The organism is Paraburkholderia sp. LEh10, from assembly GCF_017814945.1.
Classification (GTDB): domain Bacteria; phylum Pseudomonadota; class Gammaproteobacteria; order Burkholderiales; family Burkholderiaceae; genus Paraburkholderia.
Map to the genome: position 1 here is coordinate 1 of NZ_JAGIPX010000084.1, position 18,121 is coordinate 18,121.

The 18,121-nt window shown below is 60.2% G+C and carries 19 protein-coding genes and 3 pseudogenes; 10 read left to right on the forward strand and 12 right to left on the reverse strand.

Going from position 1 to position 18,121, the window contains the following annotated elements; all coding sequences use genetic code 11:
* The first annotated feature begins 101 nt into the window (after positions 1-101).
* Both J8I87_RS38295 and J8I87_RS38300 read left to right on the forward strand, forming a co-directional pair.
* A complete protein-coding gene (locus J8I87_RS38295) occupies positions 102-734 on the forward strand; it encodes an NUDIX hydrolase N-terminal domain-containing protein (RefSeq protein WP_209937591.1) in 633 nt (210 codons plus the stop codon).
* Between the two features lie 518 nt (positions 735-1,252).
* Positions 1,253-1,444, forward strand: coding sequence for a hypothetical protein (locus J8I87_RS38300; protein ID WP_209937592.1), 192 nt, complete (start codon positions 1,253-1,255; stop codon positions 1,442-1,444).
* A 107-nt stretch (positions 1,445-1,551) separates the two neighbouring features.
* Here J8I87_RS38300 and J8I87_RS38305 read toward each other — a convergent pair whose 3' ends face one another.
* Positions 1,552-1,713 (reverse strand): DUF1328 domain-containing protein, encoded by a 162-nt coding sequence (locus tag J8I87_RS38305; RefSeq protein WP_209937593.1) that lies wholly within the window; start codon positions 1,711-1,713, stop codon positions 1,552-1,554.
* 321 nt (positions 1,714-2,034) lie between these two features.
* Between J8I87_RS38305 and J8I87_RS38310 the strand changes: the two genes are divergently transcribed.
* The 6 genes from J8I87_RS38310 to J8I87_RS38335 all read left to right on the forward strand — a co-directional run bounded on the left by J8I87_RS38310 (position 2,035) and on the right by J8I87_RS38335 (position 8,232).
* Entirely contained in the window at positions 2,035-2,409 is a 375-nt protein-coding gene (locus J8I87_RS38310) for a hypothetical protein (protein WP_209937594.1), read from the forward strand.
* A gap of 70 nt (positions 2,410-2,479) precedes the next feature.
* Positions 2,480-4,315: an ABC transporter ATP-binding protein gene (locus J8I87_RS38315; protein WP_209937595.1), complete on the forward strand. Its 1,836-nt coding sequence runs from the start codon at positions 2,480-2,482 to the stop codon at positions 4,313-4,315.
* 210 nt (positions 4,316-4,525) lie between these two features.
* A complete protein-coding gene (locus tag J8I87_RS38320; RefSeq protein ID WP_209937596.1) occupies positions 4,526-4,900 on the forward strand; it encodes a phage holin family protein in 375 nt (124 codons plus the stop codon).
* Positions 4,897-5,193, forward strand: a complete 297-nt coding sequence (locus J8I87_RS38325) for a hypothetical protein (protein WP_209937597.1) — start codon at positions 4,897-4,899, stop codon at positions 5,191-5,193. Before J8I87_RS38320 ends, J8I87_RS38325 begins: the two co-directional genes overlap by 4 nt.
* A gap of 218 nt (positions 5,194-5,411) precedes the next feature.
* Entirely contained in the window at positions 5,412-5,672 is a 261-nt protein-coding gene (locus J8I87_RS38330) for a DUF2934 domain-containing protein (RefSeq protein WP_209937598.1), read from the forward strand.
* A gap of 229 nt (positions 5,673-5,901) precedes the next feature.
* Positions 5,902-8,232 carry a PAS domain S-box protein gene (locus J8I87_RS38335; protein WP_209937599.1) on the forward strand — a complete coding sequence of 777 codons (2,331 nt, stop codon included), beginning with the start codon at positions 5,902-5,904 and terminating at the stop codon, positions 8,230-8,232.
* 79 nt (positions 8,233-8,311) lie between these two features.
* Here the strand turns inward: J8I87_RS38335 and J8I87_RS38340 are convergent, their stop codons facing one another.
* The 3 genes from J8I87_RS38340 to J8I87_RS38350 form a co-directional block, all read right to left on the reverse strand.
* Positions 8,312-9,466, reverse strand: coding sequence for a hypothetical protein (locus J8I87_RS38340; RefSeq protein ID WP_209937600.1), 1,155 nt, complete (start codon positions 9,464-9,466; stop codon positions 8,312-8,314).
* A 140-nt stretch (positions 9,467-9,606) separates the two neighbouring features.
* On the reverse strand, positions 9,607-10,881 hold the full coding sequence (locus J8I87_RS38345) for an NRAMP family divalent metal transporter (RefSeq protein ID WP_209937601.1): 1,275 nt from the start codon (positions 10,879-10,881) through the stop codon (positions 9,607-9,609).
* A gap of 103 nt (positions 10,882-10,984) precedes the next feature.
* A complete protein-coding gene (locus J8I87_RS38350) occupies positions 10,985-11,200 on the reverse strand; it encodes a hypothetical protein (protein WP_209937603.1) in 216 nt (71 codons plus the stop codon).
* Between the two features lie 263 nt (positions 11,201-11,463).
* Here J8I87_RS38350 and J8I87_RS45265 point away from each other — a divergent pair.
* Positions 11,464-11,616, forward strand: a pseudogene (locus J8I87_RS45265) (alpha/beta hydrolase); the annotation flags it as partial.
* Positions 11,617-11,666: 50 nt separating this feature from the next.
* On the opposite strand, the gene J8I87_RS38355 reads toward J8I87_RS45265, so the two are convergent.
* From J8I87_RS38355 to J8I87_RS45835, 8 genes and pseudogenes are all read right to left on the reverse strand, one after another.
* A complete protein-coding gene (locus J8I87_RS38355) occupies positions 11,667-12,005 on the reverse strand; it encodes a DUF3331 domain-containing protein (RefSeq protein WP_313068086.1) in 339 nt (112 codons plus the stop codon).
* A 477-nt stretch (positions 12,006-12,482) separates the two neighbouring features.
* Positions 12,483-12,885: pseudogene (locus tag J8I87_RS38360) on the reverse strand (epoxide hydrolase N-terminal domain-containing protein); the annotation flags it as partial.
* A gap of 14 nt (positions 12,886-12,899) precedes the next feature.
* Complete coding sequence (locus tag J8I87_RS38365; RefSeq protein ID WP_209937604.1) at positions 12,900-13,328, reverse strand: hypothetical protein; 429 nt, start codon at positions 13,326-13,328, stop codon at positions 12,900-12,902.
* A 386-nt stretch (positions 13,329-13,714) separates the two neighbouring features.
* Positions 13,715-14,410 (reverse strand): response regulator transcription factor, encoded by a 696-nt coding sequence (locus tag J8I87_RS38370; RefSeq protein ID WP_209937605.1) that lies wholly within the window; start codon positions 14,408-14,410, stop codon positions 13,715-13,717.
* Positions 14,394-14,795 carry a response regulator transcription factor gene (locus tag J8I87_RS38375; RefSeq protein ID WP_209937606.1) on the reverse strand — a complete coding sequence of 134 codons (402 nt, stop codon included), beginning with the start codon at positions 14,793-14,795 and terminating at the stop codon, positions 14,394-14,396. Before J8I87_RS38375 ends, J8I87_RS38370 begins: the two co-directional genes overlap by 17 nt.
* Positions 14,796-14,797: 2 nt before the next feature.
* Positions 14,798-15,565, reverse strand: a complete 768-nt coding sequence (locus tag J8I87_RS46490; RefSeq protein WP_409518873.1) for a sensor histidine kinase — start codon at positions 15,563-15,565, stop codon at positions 14,798-14,800.
* Between the two features lie 59 nt (positions 15,566-15,624).
* Positions 15,625-16,815, reverse strand: a pseudogene (locus J8I87_RS46495) (PAS domain-containing protein); the annotation flags it as partial.
* A 117-nt stretch (positions 16,816-16,932) separates the two neighbouring features.
* The gene (locus tag J8I87_RS45835; protein ID WP_209937610.1) at positions 16,933-17,280 is read right to left on the reverse strand and encodes a PAS domain-containing protein; all 348 of its coding nucleotides are present in this window, start codon (positions 17,278-17,280) and stop codon (positions 16,933-16,935) included.
* Positions 17,281-17,713: 433 nt separating this feature from the next.
* Here J8I87_RS45835 and J8I87_RS38395 point away from each other — a divergent pair, with 433 nt between their 5' ends.
* Positions 17,714-18,049, forward strand: coding sequence for a BON domain-containing protein (locus tag J8I87_RS38395; RefSeq protein WP_209937611.1), 336 nt, complete (start codon positions 17,714-17,716; stop codon positions 18,047-18,049).
* The last annotated feature ends 72 nt before the right edge of the window (positions 18,050-18,121 follow it).

An 18,121-nucleotide genomic window follows, 5' to 3' on the forward strand; every position in this document is an offset into this window, starting at 1 on the left:
ATTCGGCATGTTCAACTCCATTTTCAGACACACGTTTTACCCCAAATTCGTGTCCAGAAAAATCGGAGGCGGTTCAAAAGCGCTAACCGAATGGTCCGTCAATGCAGATTGAAAACCCGTTGTCCAGAAGACGTCTCGAAGAGGCCCGGCGCCTGCTGGCGCTCGCGCAGACTGGACTGCATTACGCGACCAGCGATTTCGACAAGGAACGTTACGGCGAGATAGCGAAAATAGCTCACGGTCAAATTGCCGAACTTGCATCCCTGGATGCGGGCGAGGTGGCTGAGTTGTTCGCTTTTGAAACGGGTTATGCCAATCCGAAACTTGACGTCAGATGCACGGTCTTCGACGACGTCGGTCGGATACTTCTTGTGCGCGAGGCGGCAGATGGCCTTTGGTCACTTCCCGGCGGTTGGGCCGACGTCGGCCTATCGCCTGCAGAAAATGCCGCGAAAGAAGTCCGCGAGGAGAGTGGCTACACGGTACGCATCGAACGACTGTTGGCAGTTTGGGACATCAACAAACATGATCATCCAGCATCCGTCTTTCACATCTGGAAGCTGGTCTTCCTTGGCTTAATCGAAAGCGCCGGGTCAATTATCGGCACAGAGACGAACGGCGTTGGATTTTTTAGTCTTGACGACCTTCCTCCATTATCACTTGGCCGAGTTCTTCCCGAGCAGATTCAAAGGTTGAGCGAGCTATATCGTAGCGGCCGCGTTGATTTCGACTGAATCGGCGCGCGTCCGGGCTAGCGGGAACGACCTTATCGATGTCCTTTTCGGGAATCGACTTGAGATCGTCGCCACCTGGCGTGCGGCCTGCGCGCTTCGCTCGGTTCCCGGGTTGGCACGGGCTGCGCGACACCCGGCGGATGTTGCTGCTCACGTTGGCTGTCATCTGGTTTCATGCTCACCTTGCTCGCCGGGGGCGTTCAGTCTTCGTTGCCTTGCGCCTTCGATACCTTCGTTCATTTTTGGATGCCGGGTAGCACGCCCCTTTGAGTGCAATCTGCACGTCGATTCTGCGTGACTGGGAACAAGGGATGCTTGAACGTCACCGTGCGAAGAACAGCGGAATAGCTGAAAAAGCTGCTCGAGATCGCGCTCGGCGTTGTACCGGAAGCGAGCGACGAGACGCGGCCGCAAGGCCTGCGCTCGACAATGCCGCGAAGCCTTGACGCTCGCCTGGGCGCAAGGGTGCCGGTGACGCTGCTTTGCCAGGAATCCACTAGTCAACACGGAGAAGCGCGATGCAAACCGATCCGACAATCGACCCGGTCGCAGACCCGGCCAATCAGCCACTCGACGATCCCGAACAGCAACCGCGTCCCGCGCCCGGCATGCCGCCCGACATGGACCCGCTCGCGCCCACGCCATCACCTGACGAGGAGGAAAATGCGCGGCGCCCTGCTCCCGGCGATGCTCAGACGGGTTTCAAGTAATGGCCGCGTGGGAAGCCTCGCTCGAATAGTGCGACAGTCCGACCGGGCGCGATGGTGCCGCGCTCCGGCGGATGAAGACGTGCATGCAAAGCACCGCCCTCGCCCTGTTACCGTCGCATGACACCGAGCACCAGCGTCACAAGGAAGATGACGACGAATATGAAGAACAGAATCTGTGCAATGCTGGCGGCACCCGCAGCGATACCTCCGAATCCAAACACAGCCGCAATGATCGCAATGACAAAGAAAACCAGAGCGTAGTAAAGCATGGAATTGCCTCCCTTTATGAGCGCGTCAGTCTGCCGCGGTTGTCATTGCTCGCAGCAACACTCGTTCCTCCCCACGCCCGTCTGTCGAAGACGCAATGGAAGCGCGCGGGAGGCATTGCGGTTTGGCAGAAGTTTCATCGCAGGCGCCTACGGCCGGTTGCCAAAGCGGGTATGAGGCTTGCGCGGCGCAAACGGTTGTCTAAAAAAACGCGGATTCTGAATGTCAAATGGACGAGATCGATCGGAGCAGCGCGAAATTCGGAGTAGCGATTTTTGCACTGCGTCGAACCCGAACATGAAGGGAGGGATTGTGAACAATCCATGGATGAAAAAGAACCCGTTTCTGAGCATGTGGTTAAGCGCGGCGAATGCCATGCTGGGATCGGCCCGCGGACACGCGATGTCAGCGGCGAAACGCGGAGCGTTAAAGCCTCGGGGTGCCGCGACGTCAACGCCAAAGACAAAAAGGCGCAAAACAAGAAGATGACGGCGGCCTACCTACCAGCACCGATTCTCCGAAATGCGTTCGGCGGCATTGCTTTCGCCGCGATGTTAGCCATTTCGCTCACCATGACTCACGCGCCGCGCGCAGTCGCGCGCGATCCGCTGCGAATGGCTGAGCCGGCTCTGGCGAAGCGGGGAATCGCCGGCACCGGGAACAGCGCTTGCGCACCTCCTACTGGCCCTCTTGACTGAGACGTCGTTCGACCGCGGCGCGATCAATGGCCCTGTCCCAGTTCGAGGCGAAGAATCGGAGCAGCCCGGTATGGCCACATCACACGCTCAGGTTGCAGGCGACGAACGCCCCGGTCACACGCGCGGACGACGCGCCAAGGCGCTCGCGCGTTATGCCGTTAATCCAGTAGGTCTGCTGTTCCGTTACATCGGCCTGCATCCGTCCGGTCATCTGCTGGTTTTGCTGTGCATTGTTGCCGCAGTCGGCTGTTCGCTAGGGTCGCAGTTTGCGATCCGGAATCTCATCGACGCGCTACCAGCCGGCCGGACCCACCTCGCGTCAGTGGTTCACGCGTTCCTTGTCATTGTCGCGCTGCTGTTTGCGGACAACCTGTTCTGGCGCCTCGCGGGATGGGCGGGCGTACGCACGTTCGTCGCGGTCACGGGAGACGTGCGACGCGAACTTTTCGGCTACCTGACCGGTCATTCACCGGCCTATTTTTCGAACGTGCAGCCCGGCGCGCTGGCAAGCCGCATCACGGCAACGGCCAATGCTGTCTTCACGATCGAGAACACCTCGGCCTGGAGCGCGCTACCGCCGTTACTCTCGGTCGTGGGGGCGATCGTGCTGATTGGGTGGGTAAATGCATCGATGGCGCTTGCGCTCGTCGGCGTTTCCCTCTGCATGACCGCCCTTCTGTTCTGGCTTGCGAGTAAGGGCGGAGCACGTCATGTGCGCTTCGCGACTCGCGCGGCGTCCGTCGACGGAGAACTCGTCGACGTGGTAAGCAACATGGCGACCGTCAGGACGTTTGTCGCCACGGCGCGCGAGTGCCTGCGCTTTGGGAAGTTGCTCGACGACGAGATGACATCCCGTCAGGCCAGTCTGCGCTACCTCGAAAAGCTCAGGCTGCTGCACGCGAGCCTCACGATGCTGCTGTCGTGCTGCCTGCTGGGCTGGGTACTCTGGCTCTGGACACGCGAGCAGGCAACGACAGGTGACGTAGTGCTGGTGAGTTCGCTCGGCTTTGCAATCCTGCATGGCACGCGCGACCTCGCCGTGGCGCTCGTGGACATGACCCAGCATGTCGCGCGGCTGGCTGACGCCGCGCAATCGCTCCTCGCGCCGCGCGAAATGGAAGATCGCATCGGCGTGCCCTCACTTCAGATCCGTGACGCAAACATCGACTTTGAAAACATCACGTTCTCGTATCCAGGCCGTCGCCGCGTGCTGGATCACTTCAGCCTCCATATCGACGCGGGGCAGCGGGTCGGTCTCGTTGGGCCGTCCGGCGCGGGCAAGACCACGGTGCTGGCGCTGCTGCAACGGACGTTCGATCCCCCGTCCGGGTCGGGCGCCGTGTGCATTTCGGGCCAGCGCCTGTGTGACATCGACCTGAACAGCCTGCACAATGCGATCGGCGTAGTGCCACAGGACATTTCGCTTTTCAACCGTTCGCTGCTGGACAACCTGCGCTACGGCCGGCCAGAAGCGACGGAAGCGGCCGTGCTGCAAGCCTGCGAGCACGCCAACTGTCTCGATCTGATCCACTCGTTGCCCGATGGATTACAAACCGTCGTGGGCGAACGCGGGACGCGGCTGTCGGGTGGACAGCGGCAGCGCATCGCGATTGCGCGCGCGTTTCTGAAAGACGCGCCGATCCTGCTCCTCGACGAGGCCACTTCCGCGCTCGACAGCGCATCGGAAGCGGCGATCCAGGCCGCGCTGGAAAAACTGATGAAGGGACGTACCGTCGTCGCGATCGCGCACAGGTTATCGACACTCGAAAGCTTCGATCGCATTGTCATCATCCAGCAGGGGCGGGTCGTCGATGATGGGTCACCGCAGGAACTTGCGCGCCGACCCGGCATCTACCGCGACGTGCTGCTGCGCCAGGATCGGCGTATGGCGGCCCCGCAGGTGTGATGCCGCGCCGTTCGAGTGGAGTGCGGGACATGCGGTGAGGTGCTGGCTTGCAACACCTGAGTGCGGGCCTGTCACTTGCTATCCCCGCGTATAGCGCAAGCGTCGACCCGTCGGCATCGTGCGCGTTCTCATCGAGCGCCCCGCGATTTTATCGGAACGATCGCCGCAACCTCTCCACTCTGCACATTCGACCTATGCCGGAGCCTCGCGATGTCGATCCATTCAAAGGTTACCCAGTGGGGCAACGTCAGCCGGTTCTGTATCGACCGGTTGGCGGACTACAGCGAGCTTCTCTCGATTGAACTGGCAAGGGCCCGCACGGCATTTACGCGCGAAGTCATTGCACTCGTCGCGCTGGCTGTCGCCGGGCTTTTCACCCTTTCGTTCTTTTGCATTGCGCTGATTGCTACCGCCTGGGGGACGCCGCATTTTCTGAACGTGGCATGGAGCATTGCAGGCGCGTGGTTCGTGCTGTCGATTGCCTCGTATGTCGTGCTGCACGGACAGAAACCGACTCGTTCATTCGATGGGCTTCAGGTAGAAATCCGCGAGGATCTGCAGACGCTCAGGGAGGCATTGAAATGACTTCACGGTCCGAGGCGCACCAGCAGCGCGAAGACACGTTGCGGGAACGCATGGCGATGTCGCGCGAGAACCTGCTCGCGACGCGCGCCGCGCTGCTGCTCGAAGAGGCACGCAAGCCGTCGTTGCCCGCACGATTTCACGAGCTCTATTCGACGGCGCCCAATGTGACGCTGCTGATCGCGATTGCATTCGGAGCGTTGATCATTGGACCACGCAGGATTGTCTCCGTTGTGGTGCGCAACGGACTTATCGGCTGGGTCGCGAAAACGGTCCGTCGGGTAGCAGGACGCTAGCCGTATCCGCATCTTTTCGCGGCACACACGCAGCAAGCCACTGGAATTCAGGTTTGACGAACCGATTCACGACAGCAGTCTCGTGTGAACACGCGGGCTTGATATATCGCTTTGGGAAGCCGCTAGAACGTACCAGTTCAGGCATCAGAGATGCTGCATCATGGCGCTTATTGAAGATGTGCGAATCAAAACGCAGTACGAATCGAGGAGAGAGTGAAATGGCAGAGCATAGTGTCGAACGGGACATCGAGCATCGCATTCGTGAACGCGCATCTCGTCTCTGGGAACAGGACGACGATCCAAAGAAGCACGCCGACGAGTACTGGGACACCGCGCGCCGGCAGATTGAAGCGGAGGACGCACCGGCGGCGCCGGCCGTCGAACAGTCCGCGAAGCGTCAGATCGAAAGCGAGAACCCTCAGGAAGTCCCCGGCGTTGACGATGCGACAGGCAAACCGCGCGCGAAACGGGCGACGTAACAGAACGAGCATGGCGGCGATGGGCAGGGAAATTTGCCCGTCGCGGGCACGGGAGATGGGGACGCCGGCTATCCGTTGCACGCGGCAACGGGTAGCGGGCGATTGCAGGTCGTGGTGATCGTCCAGTATCGCTCAGCACCGAACTCTTCAGGTTCGAAATATGCTCGCGATAACAAATACGTTGCATCACGCTCCGATGCAGAAGTACGAGAAACCGGGGAGATAGACAATGCGAGGCGGCCAAGGCAACCCTCCGTTTCCTGAGGACTGGTGCCAGCGGTGGGTGAATTCCGTCAGCGAATATGCGGTCATTGGACTTTCGCCCGACGGCACCATCAGGACATGGAATGCAGGCGGTGAGCACATCCATGGATTCACTGGCGAAGAGGTGATCGGTCGCACCTTCGACATGTTCCGTACGCAGGAAGAGCGCGAAAAAGGCAGCGCTGCTGCCACGCTCGAGATCGCACGACGCAATGGACGATCGGAGTCCGAGGGCTGGAGAGTCCGCAAAGACGGCTCGCGTTTCTGGGCAAACGTCATCATGACCGTTCTAACGGACGACGAGGGCCGCGTCCTTGGCTACGGCAAGATCGTGCGGGACATGACCGACAAGAGAACGGCTCACGAAGCCGTTGTCGAAAGCGAACGGCGCTTCAGGATGCTCGTGAACGGCGTCACGGACTATGCGATCTTCATGTTGTCCCCGGGCGGCATCATCACGAACTGGAACGCCGGTGCCCATCGCATCAAGGGATACCGCGCCGAGGAAATCATCGGCTCGCATTTTTCCCGCTTTTACACGCCTGAAGACGCGGCGGCCGGGTTGCCGCAACGTGGACTCTCCATCGCCGCACAGGAAGGACGCTTTGAAGCTGAGGGATGGCGAGTGCGCAAGGATGGCAGGCGTTTCTGGGCGCACGTCGTCCTCGACGCGATCAGGGATGAGGATGGTGCGCTCGCCGGTTTTGCCAAGATCACGCGAGACATTACGGAACGCATGGAAGCCACCCGGCAGCTGGACGAGGCCCGCAAAGCCCTTTTTCAGGCGCAGAAAATGGAAGCGGTAGGCAAGATGACGGGCGGCGTCGCGCACGATTTCAACAACGTACTTCAAATACTGCGCGGCAATCTCGAACTGCTGGACAACCGGCACCATCGGGACCCATGGACTCGCGAGCGGGTCAACAAGGCCGTTGACGCGGTTGACCGGGGATCGAAGCTGGCCTCGCAACTGCTCGCGTTCGGCCGGCAGCAGCCGTTGAAGCCCGATGTCATCAATCTGGCGGCGGCGCTCCGCGACATGGATGATCTGCTTCGGCGAGCCCTCGACGAAACGATACGCGTGCAGACTGTTGTCGCTGACGGTTTATGGAACACGCTGGTCGACATTCATCAACTGGAGAACGTGATCCTCAATCTCGCGATCAATGCGCGGGATGCAATGCCTGAAGGCGGCAAGCTCACGCTGGAACTGTCCAACGCGATGCTCGACGACGAGTACATCGCTACTGCGCCAGACGTGGCGCCTGGACAATATGTGCTGCTGGCCGTCATTGATACGGGAACAGGCATGTCGCAAGATGTCGTTGAGCGCGCGTTCGATCCGTTTTTCACCACAAAGCCCGAAGGCCAGGGTACCGGTCTAGGACTGAGCATGGCCTATGGCTTTGTGAAGCAAAGCGGCGGTCATATTCAGCTCGATAGCGAGCCGGGCCGAGGAACGACCGTCAAGATCTATCTACCCCGCTCGGCGAGGGCCGCCATCGAACCGCCGTCGCGGACCCAGGCTGTCGTCAAGGGCGGCACGGAGAACATCCTCGTTGTCGAAGACGACCCGACGGTGCAGTCGACTGCCGTTGACATCCTTTCGGAGCTTGGCTACCGCGTTTTGAAAGCCGACGATGCGCAACAGGCTCTGACCGTGCTGCGAAGTGGAATGGAGGTCGATCTGCTTTTTTCCGACGTCGTGATGCCGGGACCCTTGCGCAGCACCGATATGGCCGCACAAGCCCTCCACATGCTGCCCCATTTGAAGGTGCTATTCACGTCGGGGTACACGCACAATGTCATCGTCCACGGCGGCAGGCTCGACCCGGGCGTCGAGCTGCTTAGCAAGCCCTACCGCCGCGAGCAGCTTGCCCACAAGATCCGGCAGATGCTCGACCGCCGAGAAAAGCGCTCCATGACCGTGCGGGCGGAGACTTCAGGCGCGCTGCGCATTCTGCTGGTCGACGACGATGCAAACTTGTCCGAGGCTGTCACCGAACAGCTTCGTCTGCTCGGCCATTCGCCCACATCGACAACATCGCCGCGTGAGGCGCTCGAGTGTATGACCGGCGAGTCCTTCGACGTGCTGATGACGGATCTTGTGATGCCTGACATCGACGGCATCGAGCTCGCGCGGCAGGCAGCCGCAGTACGGCCGTCGATATACGTGGTGTTTTCATCAGGTAATGAGATGTCGGCACTGTCATCATTGCCGTTTCGCTGGACGGCGCTGCGCAAGCCCTTCACCATCGAAGAACTTGGTGCAGTGTTGCGCGGCTTCCAGACCTAACGTGCGTCTGCCCAGGCCGCAAGAGGCGACGCGCGCGCCCTTGCGATCGGGCAAGTAAAGCGCGTCGTCCCAAACACTTTCATCCGCGTGTGACACGTTCCCAACCGTGCCGCACGGCAGCCTTGAACCGTTCCCACCCACTTTCCGGGTAGCGCGACTCCCAGTTTTCACGAGCACTCGGTTCAACCCCTTGCCAATCGTACCCGCGATAACGTTCGTCTTCTCCGAGTGTCGCTCCGTGTGTATAGGCCCGGCGATATTCGTCGTATGAAGCGCCCGTGTTTGCGTAGTGGGCGTCATAGTCTTTGCGGAATTCATCGTCCAAGGGGCCGTCGTCGAGCATGGCGCCCTTGACGGGATCACGGAAGCGGCCCGTCTCGTATGTGTGTTCCGCTTTCTCCGTTATGCTGCCTTGGGGCGAGCGCGCTGCGCGGGATTTGAGACCCGCATCCACGCCCTCTGAAGTGCGCGCTACCCTGACATCAGGTACAGACGACATCGACTGGCGGCTTTGGATGTGTGGGGTGGAGGCGCTCCCCTCCGTGCGCGTCGTCACCTGCTGCATCCCACTGACCATTCTGGGCTCAGCCGATGAACGGGATCGATCCTCCGATCCCGTTTGTACGCCGGCCGACGCATCGCCCGTGGATGTCGACCACGACGGGGCCGAAACCCGCGAATCGTCGGATGGAACGGCGCCAGCGTCACTCGTGCTCAACGAAGGCGCCGTTTCCCGTTCGCTGTGTAATGTCATGTCGTCCTGCAGCGCCGTCACCGGCTCTCGGGCTGTCGCGCTGTCCCGACCTGACGTGCGCCCGGACATGTCCCTTTCGGCGGCATCATTTCGCCATGCGTTGCTGCGCTCATCGATGTCGGCGGCACCCGCGCGTCGCATTACATCGCATGCGAGATCGACTTCCATTTCGGAAACGTCTGCGCTGACAAGCGCGCCTCCCCGACGTATGAATTCCCTGTAATCCTCGGTTTCCGGTGGATACTCACCCCGCTTGAAAAGCCGCGCGAACAATTGCTCGAGCTGATCGAATACCCGCTTATGATGCCGCACATCGCCACCGCCCGCTGCATAGACACGCGGCCCCTTCTCGACCAGTGCATCAACCGCGGTCGAGTAGATAGCGATATCGGCTTGCGCCACGCCAGCTTCGACCAGCGCGCGCTGCGACGAACATGCATCGGCGTAGCTGTCAAACACCCCTAATACGGTTTGCCTCATGACTCTCTCCCTACCAAATCACCGTACGGCTTTTCGCCGCCGTATCGGCGACTTGCGCAACATGCGTGCCTGGTTTTACACGCAATCCCTTGCGTCAGATACTGGCCAATGCGCTTATCCAGATGCCTTTGACATGTCGCTCAAGCGAATTCGAGGATGAAATGCGCAATCAGCGCGACACCTGTCGCAATCGTCGCCAGCCAGCAGAATGCGCGTAATGACCAATGAGCCGCCAGATCGCCGATCGCTTCGCGTTTCGAACTCAGCAGCACGAGCAGGACGAGCACGGGCGTGATCGTCATACCGTTAACGACCGCGCTCCAATAGAGCGCGGCGACGGGATCGACACCGAGCACGGCGAGCAGCACTGCCAAAGCGGTGCCGATCGCGGTGATCGAGACGAGCAGCGCCGCGATTCGCGTATTGCGCCGCTCACCGCGACGCCAGTCGAACGAACTGGCGACGGCCTGCGCGGCAGACCCGGCGAGCGGCGGCAGCGCAAGCAGCGCTGAACCGATCAGCGCGGCGCCCAGCACCTGCGGTGCGTAATCATGCGCGAGCGGCTCGATCACGCGCTCGAGCGCCACCCGTTCCCCTGGCGCACGATGCGTCAGCTGCAACGTGGCCGCAGAGGCGATCATGATCACCACACCGGCTGCATTCGAAAGGGCGGTCTTGAGCAGCGCGTCCCGACGCAGTTTGCGCAGCTCGCGCGCCGACGGACCCTTCTGCCTGTCAGAGTCATGTTCCTCGCGTTCCCGCACCTCCTGTTCTGCCTGCGCAAACAACAGATACGGGCTGATCGTGGTGCCGAATACGGCAATCAGCATGGTCATGTAGTCTTCGCTCCAGTCTATGCGCGGAACGACCATATCCCATGCTATCGTCTGCAATGGCAGATCCAGCAAAAAGATCACGCCGACGTATGCGAACATGCCCAACGTGAGCCATTGCACCCAGCGTGCGTAGCGCGCATACGGAACGAACCATTGCAGCGCAATCGACACGGCACCGCACAATAGCTCGAGACATGCAATGGGACTGTTTGCGAACGCATGCGCAGCCGTCCCCATCGCCAGTATGTCGACGGCAATATTGAACGTGTTGGCTATCAGGAAACGTGCAACGGCAAAATAGAAAAAAATGGGCGCGTAATGCGCGCGCATGTTCGCAGTTAGCCCCTGCCCCGTGATTGACGCGACCCGCGCGGCAACCAGCTGAAGCGCGACCATCGACGGATAGGACAGTACGCACACCCACAGCAGGTCATAGCCATAGGCTGCGCCCGCCAGGGTATAGGTGGCGATGCCGCTCGGATCGTTGTCGGAGCCTAGCGTGGCGAGTCCCGGCCCGACGTCGGCCGCCCATGAGCGGGCGGCGGCGCCCGCAGCCCGCTTGTCCTGGTGCCGCTGCATTCCAGAAGATTGCCACTGACGATGTCGATGCTCGTCGTCCGCACGAAGCGTTCCTGTCCGTAGCGTCGCGCGGCATGTTCGCTTCGCGGCTGCATTCGCCTGGCTAGACGCAATGCTCGTCGATCCATTCCTTCGCCCACTCGGTCGCGAAGACAATGGCTTCCTTTCCGTCCACAAAATGACCCGGCACTTCGAATTCGTAGGTCTCCACTGCCGCGTCACTTGCCGCCGGCCGATAGATGCGCACATTTGCGACCACGTTGCCGTCCGTTACGCCAGCTGTCACGCCGACAGTGCATGACGAATAGGTCATCTCCATGATCCCTCCCATTCTTCGGGAATGATGTCGCGTCGCCGTTCATTGCGTGCACGACGCGCTGCCGCAGATCACATCGGTTCACAGCGCCGAGGGTCTCGACCGTTGGGCGTCGACTCGCGCCACACCTGTCGGCTTTCTAGCCGACACTCTAGCAATCGACATGCCTTTCGGTTCCCAGCAACACGTGTCGGCTGCGCTCGACCGGAGAGTTGTCCAAGCAATCTGCAAGGCAAATTTAAGCGAAAGAAATGAACCTCAAGAGGGATGCGTTGAAGATCCAGAAGGCGAACATTGGCGGTTTCGATTAGGGTGCGCGTACGGCCAACGTCGTCGCGGCACTGTGGCCGAATCGCCGGAAGGCATTGGTGTCGGTGAGCGGCTACCTGATCGGCAACCAATCGGATCCTGCGCAGCCGTGCAAGTTGAGACGCTTTGACGGCATCACGGCGTCGACGCGAGGCGATGTTCAAGTTACGAGGCCTGCTTCTTCTGGCACCGCTTCTGCAAGGAGCATGTATTCATGATTCGCAGGCACATAGGTTTCGCCAGCACGCGGCCGGAACACGGCATCGCCGGGACGGATCCGCATTCCCGTCAATACGCAAAACGACGATTTGCGCGCGACGCCTTTTCGCCACACCTGATCGGCATAGTGACCGGATCGGGGATCGCTCCAGCACACACTCAGCGTTCGTGACGTAGGCTGTTCAGTAATGAAAATGCGAGCGGGCGTCGGGGCGCGCCCACGTCGTCGAGAGGTTGTTTTGTGGCCGTGCTTGGGTTCTTCGAACGCCAGCCGACGCACCTTCAGGTGTGAGCAGTGCAATCAATGCACGTCCGACAATATCATCCTCGATTTCACAAGTCATAGCGGTCACCTCAATTCACGAGTAATCAGCCATAAGCGGCATGCCCACGGAATCCCATCGAACCGGGCTACGCGGATGGCGCGCAGAAATCGCCCTCTGTTTGGCGCAGCGGAGTTCTGACTCCGCTCAACGCGGACCTTTGTACAACGGCCAGGACGGCACGACCGCCACCGCTGGAGGCCGTGGTCAGCGCAATCGCCCGACCACATTGCGCTCAGCGCAGCGACTAGAAGCTCGCTGGAATCTCTTCAGTGAAAATTTGCGGCTGCTCCCAGACGGCAAAATGCCCGCCTTTAGAGAGACCGTTGTGATGAATCAGCCTGGGATACGACTGCTCTGCCCACCTGCGGGTAGCGGCGTACAGTTCGTCCGGAAAGTGTCTGCGGTCGGCCGGCAATCTCCTGCGCGTAGCCGATGAAATGAATGTCTAGCCTCATCAATCTCGGTGACGAATTGCGGCAACGCGTTCAACCGCGCTTCGACGTTGCGCCAGTTATAGTCCGCCGCCCAATAGCGGGCGAGTTTCTGCATGGTCGCGAGTTGCACGCCTTGCGATGCATCCGTTACCGTTTCCCGCTCGGACCATTTCGCCGCCTCGATCCGTCTGCGCAGTTCGGCTAGTTGCGATTCCGGCACATGCACACGAAGTGGACGAACAGCCGTCCTGTCGCCGCCCGCCGGTCGTGCAATTTCGGTGACGGCCTGATTTGTGTCTGCGAACGCGAGGCGGCTCACCGAGGCAGCTGCAATCGTGGCCGCTGTCATACCAATGAAGCGCCGGTGCGCCGGGATCTGGATCGGGATATCGTCTGGCATGGAAACTCCCGTTGTTAATATGACGATCTCTTGCACAACGACGCGATCGCGGCCACTGCTACACACGAGCACTTACCAATGCATTCGACCGTCGAGAACAGGGCAATTGAAACGCACTGCCCGTATTCGATTGGCAACGCCGGCGCTATTGCCAGTACGCTCGCTGCGCAGATGAATGCAAATACCTGACGGGCGAAGCGCAAATTGACGATGGCTGCCACACCGACGCAAATCATCATGACCTTTGACGCCGCCACGACGAGCAACCGTCTGGAATCGATCGAAACACCGAGTTCAAGCGGTATCTCAATCAATGACCAGAAACAGACGCCCGTCACAAATGGGATGAACAGACGCTCCCATCTCTTCGACAGGGCGACACCCTCTTCCGACACGCGTTGAGGAACTCCCCACATGGCCAACACCTGAAGTTTGCCTTTCACGACTCAAAGTTACGTCAAAGACAGCGCGCGTTCTATTGTTCGAAGGTATTGGGCGCGATGCGGCACCATCGAGTCCCACACAGGGCCGACACGAAAATGATGAAGACGATACGGGATCGAAATACGAGGCTCTGTCGAGGCCAGCGAACGGCGTGCATGGCACTAGTGACGGCTGGCCTGCCGAACATGCAGGCGGGCGTCGAGAATGTGTTGCGGGCTGTGCAGGGATACGCGCTTGCGGAGGTGTGCTGCCTCGGCGGTTGCGCACGAACGGCGATTCAGTTATCGCGCTGAGGGGAACAACGGGATCGCACGGGGCAAAGAGCCCCATGCGATCCCGGCATCTGGCGATACCACAATCGGGGTGTACGAAACCACCCCGTCTCTCATGCAGCTTTTTCGAGTACTGCCGGCGACGTTCGACCAGGTTGAAGTTTCTGCGCCATGTTTATCAGATCGGCGAGCGAGACGGCGTTCATCTTTCGCATGACCTGCCCTCGGTGCGCTTTCACCGTGATTTCACTGATGCCCAACTCGATTCCCACCTGCTTGTTGAGCAGGCCGGACACCACCAACGCCATCACCTCGCGTTCGCGCCGACTGAGCGACGCGTAGCGATCGTTGAGCACCTTCATTCCGGCCGCCTCGCTCAATGCCGCGCGGCTGCGCTCGATAGCCAACAGGATCGCATCGAGAAGGACCTCGTCATCGAATGGTTTGGTGAGAAATTCAACGGCTCCGGCTTTCATGGCCTGCACCGTCATTGGAACATCCCCATAGCCTGTGATGAAGATGATCGGCATCTCCGCGCGCTGGGACGCGATGTGATTCTGCAACTCGAGGCCGTCGAGATCCGGCAGGCGGACGTCCAGCACCAGGCAGTTCGGAACCGTAGCGCGTGGACGCCTGAGAAAATCCCGTGCGGATGAATACGTTTCGGCCGTGAGACCGGCGTAGCCAATCAGCGCTTGCAGCGACTCACGTACCGAAACGTCATCGTCGACGATGAACACAACCGGCGCGGCGTGTGCCGCCGACGCCGCCCCTTCCTGTTCAAGTTCAACTTCACTGGCCAGTGTCATTACGATCTCCAATCATGGCACCGCCGAGGGCAGCGTGAATCACCTCCAGCAATACGACGTCGCTGAACGGTTTGCACAGGCATGCGGCTGCACCTTGTTCAAGCAGTTGTGGGCGTAGGCCCTCGTCCGCATGCGCACTGATGAAAACAATGGGAACGCTTTGCCCGCGCCGTTTCAGTTCCTGCTGCAAGTCACAGCCCGACATGCCCGGCATGTCGATATCGAGGACCAGGCAGTGCGCGTGGCCGATACAGCCGGAGATCAGAAATGCCTCCGCCGATGCAAACGCGCTGACAGTGAATCCGAATTCTCGCAGCAGCTCGCGCAGCGATTCGCGCACAGACTCGCCGTCGTCGACAACAGCGATAAGCGGGCGTTCCGTCATCGTCAGTTCCTCGCGGCAGCTTCCGTTTCGGCGCCTGCCTGTTGGTACCCGATACCGGAACGGGCGTGGTCCAACACGCGTCCCGTGCCGCATGGCACGGAGAATGAAAACGTGGCACCGAAGCGCTTGTTCGAGGTAGCCCACAGTCGGCCACCATGGCGCTCGATGATGTAGCGGCTCACGGACAGGCCGATGCCCATCCCCTCTCGCTTGGTCGTGTAGAACGCATCGAACAGCCTGGCTGCGTGCTCAGGTTCGAAGCCCGCCCCGGAATCGGTCACGGCGAGCCGTATGAGGTCGCCATCATCCCGTTCAATCTCGACCAGTATCCGACGCGGACGGTCGCCCACACCCTGCATCGCCTCCACCGCGTTGAGCAGCAGGTTCAGCACCACCTGCTGGAGCTGGACCTTATCGCCCGTGACGGCAGGAAGGTCGCCGAGCGCTTTCAACTGCAGCACAATCTGTTTCCTGCGGATTTCAGTGCGCAGCAACTCGATGACCTCGCATGCGGCTTCGCGAAGATCGACGGCATCGGTCATCACGACCTCTTTCCTGAATATCGCGCGCAAGCGGGTCACCACCTCCGAAGCGCGGTGCCCGTCGCGGATGGTGCGTCGCGCGGTTTCCAGTGCGCCTTCGACATTGGGAGGGTCGGTGCCCAGCAATCGCAGAACGATCCGCGCGTTGGTCATGATGCCAGCCAGTGGCTGGTTGATCTCGTGTGCGATCGAGGCGGTCAGCGCACCCAGTCCGTTGACCCGGCTCACATGAGCCAGCTCCGCGCGAAGGCCATCGAGCGCTTCTTCGGACTGCCGGCGTTCGGTTACATCCTGCACGGCGCCGATGTAGTCCAGTCGGCCCTGTGAATCATACGTAGCGTGAGCCTGCATGCGCACATATTTGATGAAGCCGCCGGGCAGGAGCAAACGGTAATCGCATTCCAGATCCTTGCCGGCTTGCGCCTGCTCCAGCGCGTTATACACGATATGACGGTCGCCTGGATGGACTCGCGCCGTGACGATGTCCATCGTTATTCGCGCCCCTGGTTCGATCCCGTAAATTCGATAGAGTTGATCCGAACAGGTGATCCCGCCACTCGACGGGCGCCAGCAGAAGCTCCCGCTTAAACTGAGCTGTTCCACTTTGGCCATCAGCGCCGCGCTTTTCCGTAACTGCTCGTCCGCCTGCTTGCGTGCTGTGATGTCCCGCGTCACGCCCAATTGCACGATCGATCCATCGCTGCTGCGCAAGGGCGCTGCGTGCGTTTCCATGTGGCGGCGATCGCCGTTCAGCGTATGATGTCGAATTCCAGAAAACCTGTCTTGCCCGAGCAGATGTCCTGATTGAATCCGACGTACTGACTGCGATGCTCGAGGGCGACGAAATCGTAAAAGCACTTTCCAATGAGCGCCTCTGGACCCGGCGCTCCCGCCAGATTGCTACCGGCTGAGTTGACACGCACGAGCGTGCCTTCGCGTGTGATGACCTTTACGCACTCGGGCGTCGTCTCCACGATCGCGCGAAAGCTTTCTTCGCTTCGTTTCAGCGCCAGGTCGTTTTGTGCGCGCTCTATCGCGACACCAATGATGTGTGTGAATTGGGCAATGAGTTCGCGCTGGAACGGCGTTGGGCTTCCCGACGTCGACGAATAAAGGGTGAAACTGCCCAAAGCTTCATGAGCACGCGACACGATCGGCGTCGCCCAGCACGCCCGCCGCCCGTCCGCGAGGCTCTGATCGCGCCACATTCGCGACCAGCGGGTCTCCGATGCTATATCCGGCACGATCACCTGAGCCTTGAAGGACGCCGCCATTTCACCAGGTTCAGAGTCGCTGCCGATAGGAATTCCATCCTCGCTAGCCCCGACCGGCATGAGGCTCGGCGCCCCTACTCGCAGCAGCGTCTTGTCCTCGGGATCGGTCAACCAGACCCCGCATCGGCACCCGCTCGCGACGTCTTCAGCGAGCCGGCACAATGAATCCAGAACGATGCGCAAGGGCAGCCCCAACGCGACCATCTCGAGCAGGCGCTTACCGCCCGCCAGTAACGCCTCGGCACGCTTGCGGTGGTCGATGTCGGTCTGCAGGAAATACCAGAGAACGATCCGCCCCTCGGTGTCTCGCACAGAAAAGCCCTAGATCAGAAACCATTGGTAGACACCGGCAGCGTGGCGAAAGCGGCATTCGAACTCACATGATTCGCCCGTTCTGATCGACGTTTGGAAGCGGGCAACAACTGCTTGCCGATCATCCGGATGGAGTAGACCGTTAGTCTGCCAAGCCTGCAGCTCCGCAAAGGTCACGCCAAGGTATTCAAGCGCATAGCGGTTCGCATGAAAGACCTCACCCTCGGGCGTATAAAGCATGCCCGGAGTGCGCAAACTATCCACCATCAACAGATAGGGACTTTCATGCGTACGCCGCACATCTTCGTCGACATCCGTATTGACTATGCACTGCGGCACGATCCCGCCAGCATTCACACCGTCACCTTGTCTCGAATGCAACGTTAGCGATATGTACCATCCTGCGATTCTGATCCAGGTAACGTGTATATGCACATAGTATAGGCCGAAAGCCGGGATGGCAAGAATTCGCACAGGGACCCGTCATTAGTGTTCTGGAGAACGTCGAAACAACTTGCGTGGCTGCCTCAGATCAGGCAGCAGTCAAACATGTGACGAATCCGGAATGGCGGTCTACGCCCAAGGCGGCAACGGACGCCGGATGAAGTCGCGATAACCCGCCAGGTCGCACTGTGTTCGGGGTTTGGGGCGACACGCGTCGCCTGGCCGCATCGCAGTGCCGTATTCCCGGCGTTTCGCAGCGTGAATTGAAAAGATGATGTTAAATGCAGCATGCGGTGCCTCTCGGATCGCAATGTTTAGCCTCATTCACGACAGCGGAGAGATTGAAATGAACAAGCAACTGCTATACGCGTTGTTGGTTAGCGTCTCGATGAATGTGTCGATCCCTTCCTATGCACAGACAGATAACGCCCAAACCGCTCAAAGCTCGAAGGCGACGCCCGCCGACCGCGCGCTCGGAAAGGCTGTGCGCCGCGCGCTCGCGAAGGCGCAAGGGTTCGACGTGTCGGGTGTGTTTGTCCGCGCACGAGGCGGCGCCGTAACATTGAGCGGCTCGGTCAAGAGCGGTGAACAGATTCAGCAGGCGGAAGAGATCGCCAAATCGGTGCAAGGCGTGACCTCCGTGACCAATAAGCTCACGCTTTTTCATGGCGGAAACGGCTAGCCTGCGTCGTGACGGCAGCGCCGCGACTCGCAACGCGACTGCACCGCGGTTCTGCCTGGCTTGATTCAATCG

Coding starts and splice junctions, on each gene's coding strand:
- J8I87_RS38295 (WP_209937591.1), top strand. CDS start 102: ATGCAGATTGAAAACCCGTTGTCCAGAAGACGTCTCGAAGAGGCCCGG.
- J8I87_RS38300 (WP_209937592.1), top strand. CDS start 1,253: ATGCAAACCGATCCGACAATCGACCCGGTCGCAGACCCGGCCAATCAG.
- J8I87_RS38305 (WP_209937593.1), bottom strand. CDS start 1,713: ATGCTTTACTACGCTCTGGTTTTCTTTGTCATTGCGATCATTGCGGCT.
- J8I87_RS38310 (WP_209937594.1), top strand. CDS start 2,035: ATGGATGAAAAAGAACCCGTTTCTGAGCATGTGGTTAAGCGCGGCGAA.
- J8I87_RS38315 (WP_209937595.1), top strand. CDS start 2,480: ATGGCCACATCACACGCTCAGGTTGCAGGCGACGAACGCCCCGGTCAC.
- J8I87_RS38320 (WP_209937596.1), top strand. CDS start 4,526: ATGTCGATCCATTCAAAGGTTACCCAGTGGGGCAACGTCAGCCGGTTC.
- J8I87_RS38325 (WP_209937597.1), top strand. CDS start 4,897: ATGACTTCACGGTCCGAGGCGCACCAGCAGCGCGAAGACACGTTGCGG.
- J8I87_RS38330 (WP_209937598.1), top strand. CDS start 5,412: ATGGCAGAGCATAGTGTCGAACGGGACATCGAGCATCGCATTCGTGAA.
- J8I87_RS38335 (WP_209937599.1), top strand. CDS start 5,902: ATGCGAGGCGGCCAAGGCAACCCTCCGTTTCCTGAGGACTGGTGCCAG.
- J8I87_RS38340 (WP_209937600.1), bottom strand. CDS start 9,466: ATGAGGCAAACCGTATTAGGGGTGTTTGACAGCTACGCCGATGCATGT.
- J8I87_RS38345 (WP_209937601.1), bottom strand. CDS start 10,881: ATGCAGCGGCACCAGGACAAGCGGGCTGCGGGCGCCGCCGCCCGCTCA.
- J8I87_RS38350 (WP_209937603.1), bottom strand. CDS start 11,200: ATGGAGATGACCTATTCGTCATGCACTGTCGGCGTGACAGCTGGCGTA.
- J8I87_RS38370 (WP_209937605.1), bottom strand. CDS start 14,410: ATGACACTGGCCAGTGAAGTTGAACTTGAACAGGAAGGGGCGGCGTCG.
- J8I87_RS38375 (WP_209937606.1), bottom strand. CDS start 14,795: ATGACGGAACGCCCGCTTATCGCTGTTGTCGACGACGGCGAGTCTGTG.
- J8I87_RS38395 (WP_209937611.1), top strand. CDS start 17,714: ATGAACAAGCAACTGCTATACGCGTTGTTGGTTAGCGTCTCGATGAAT.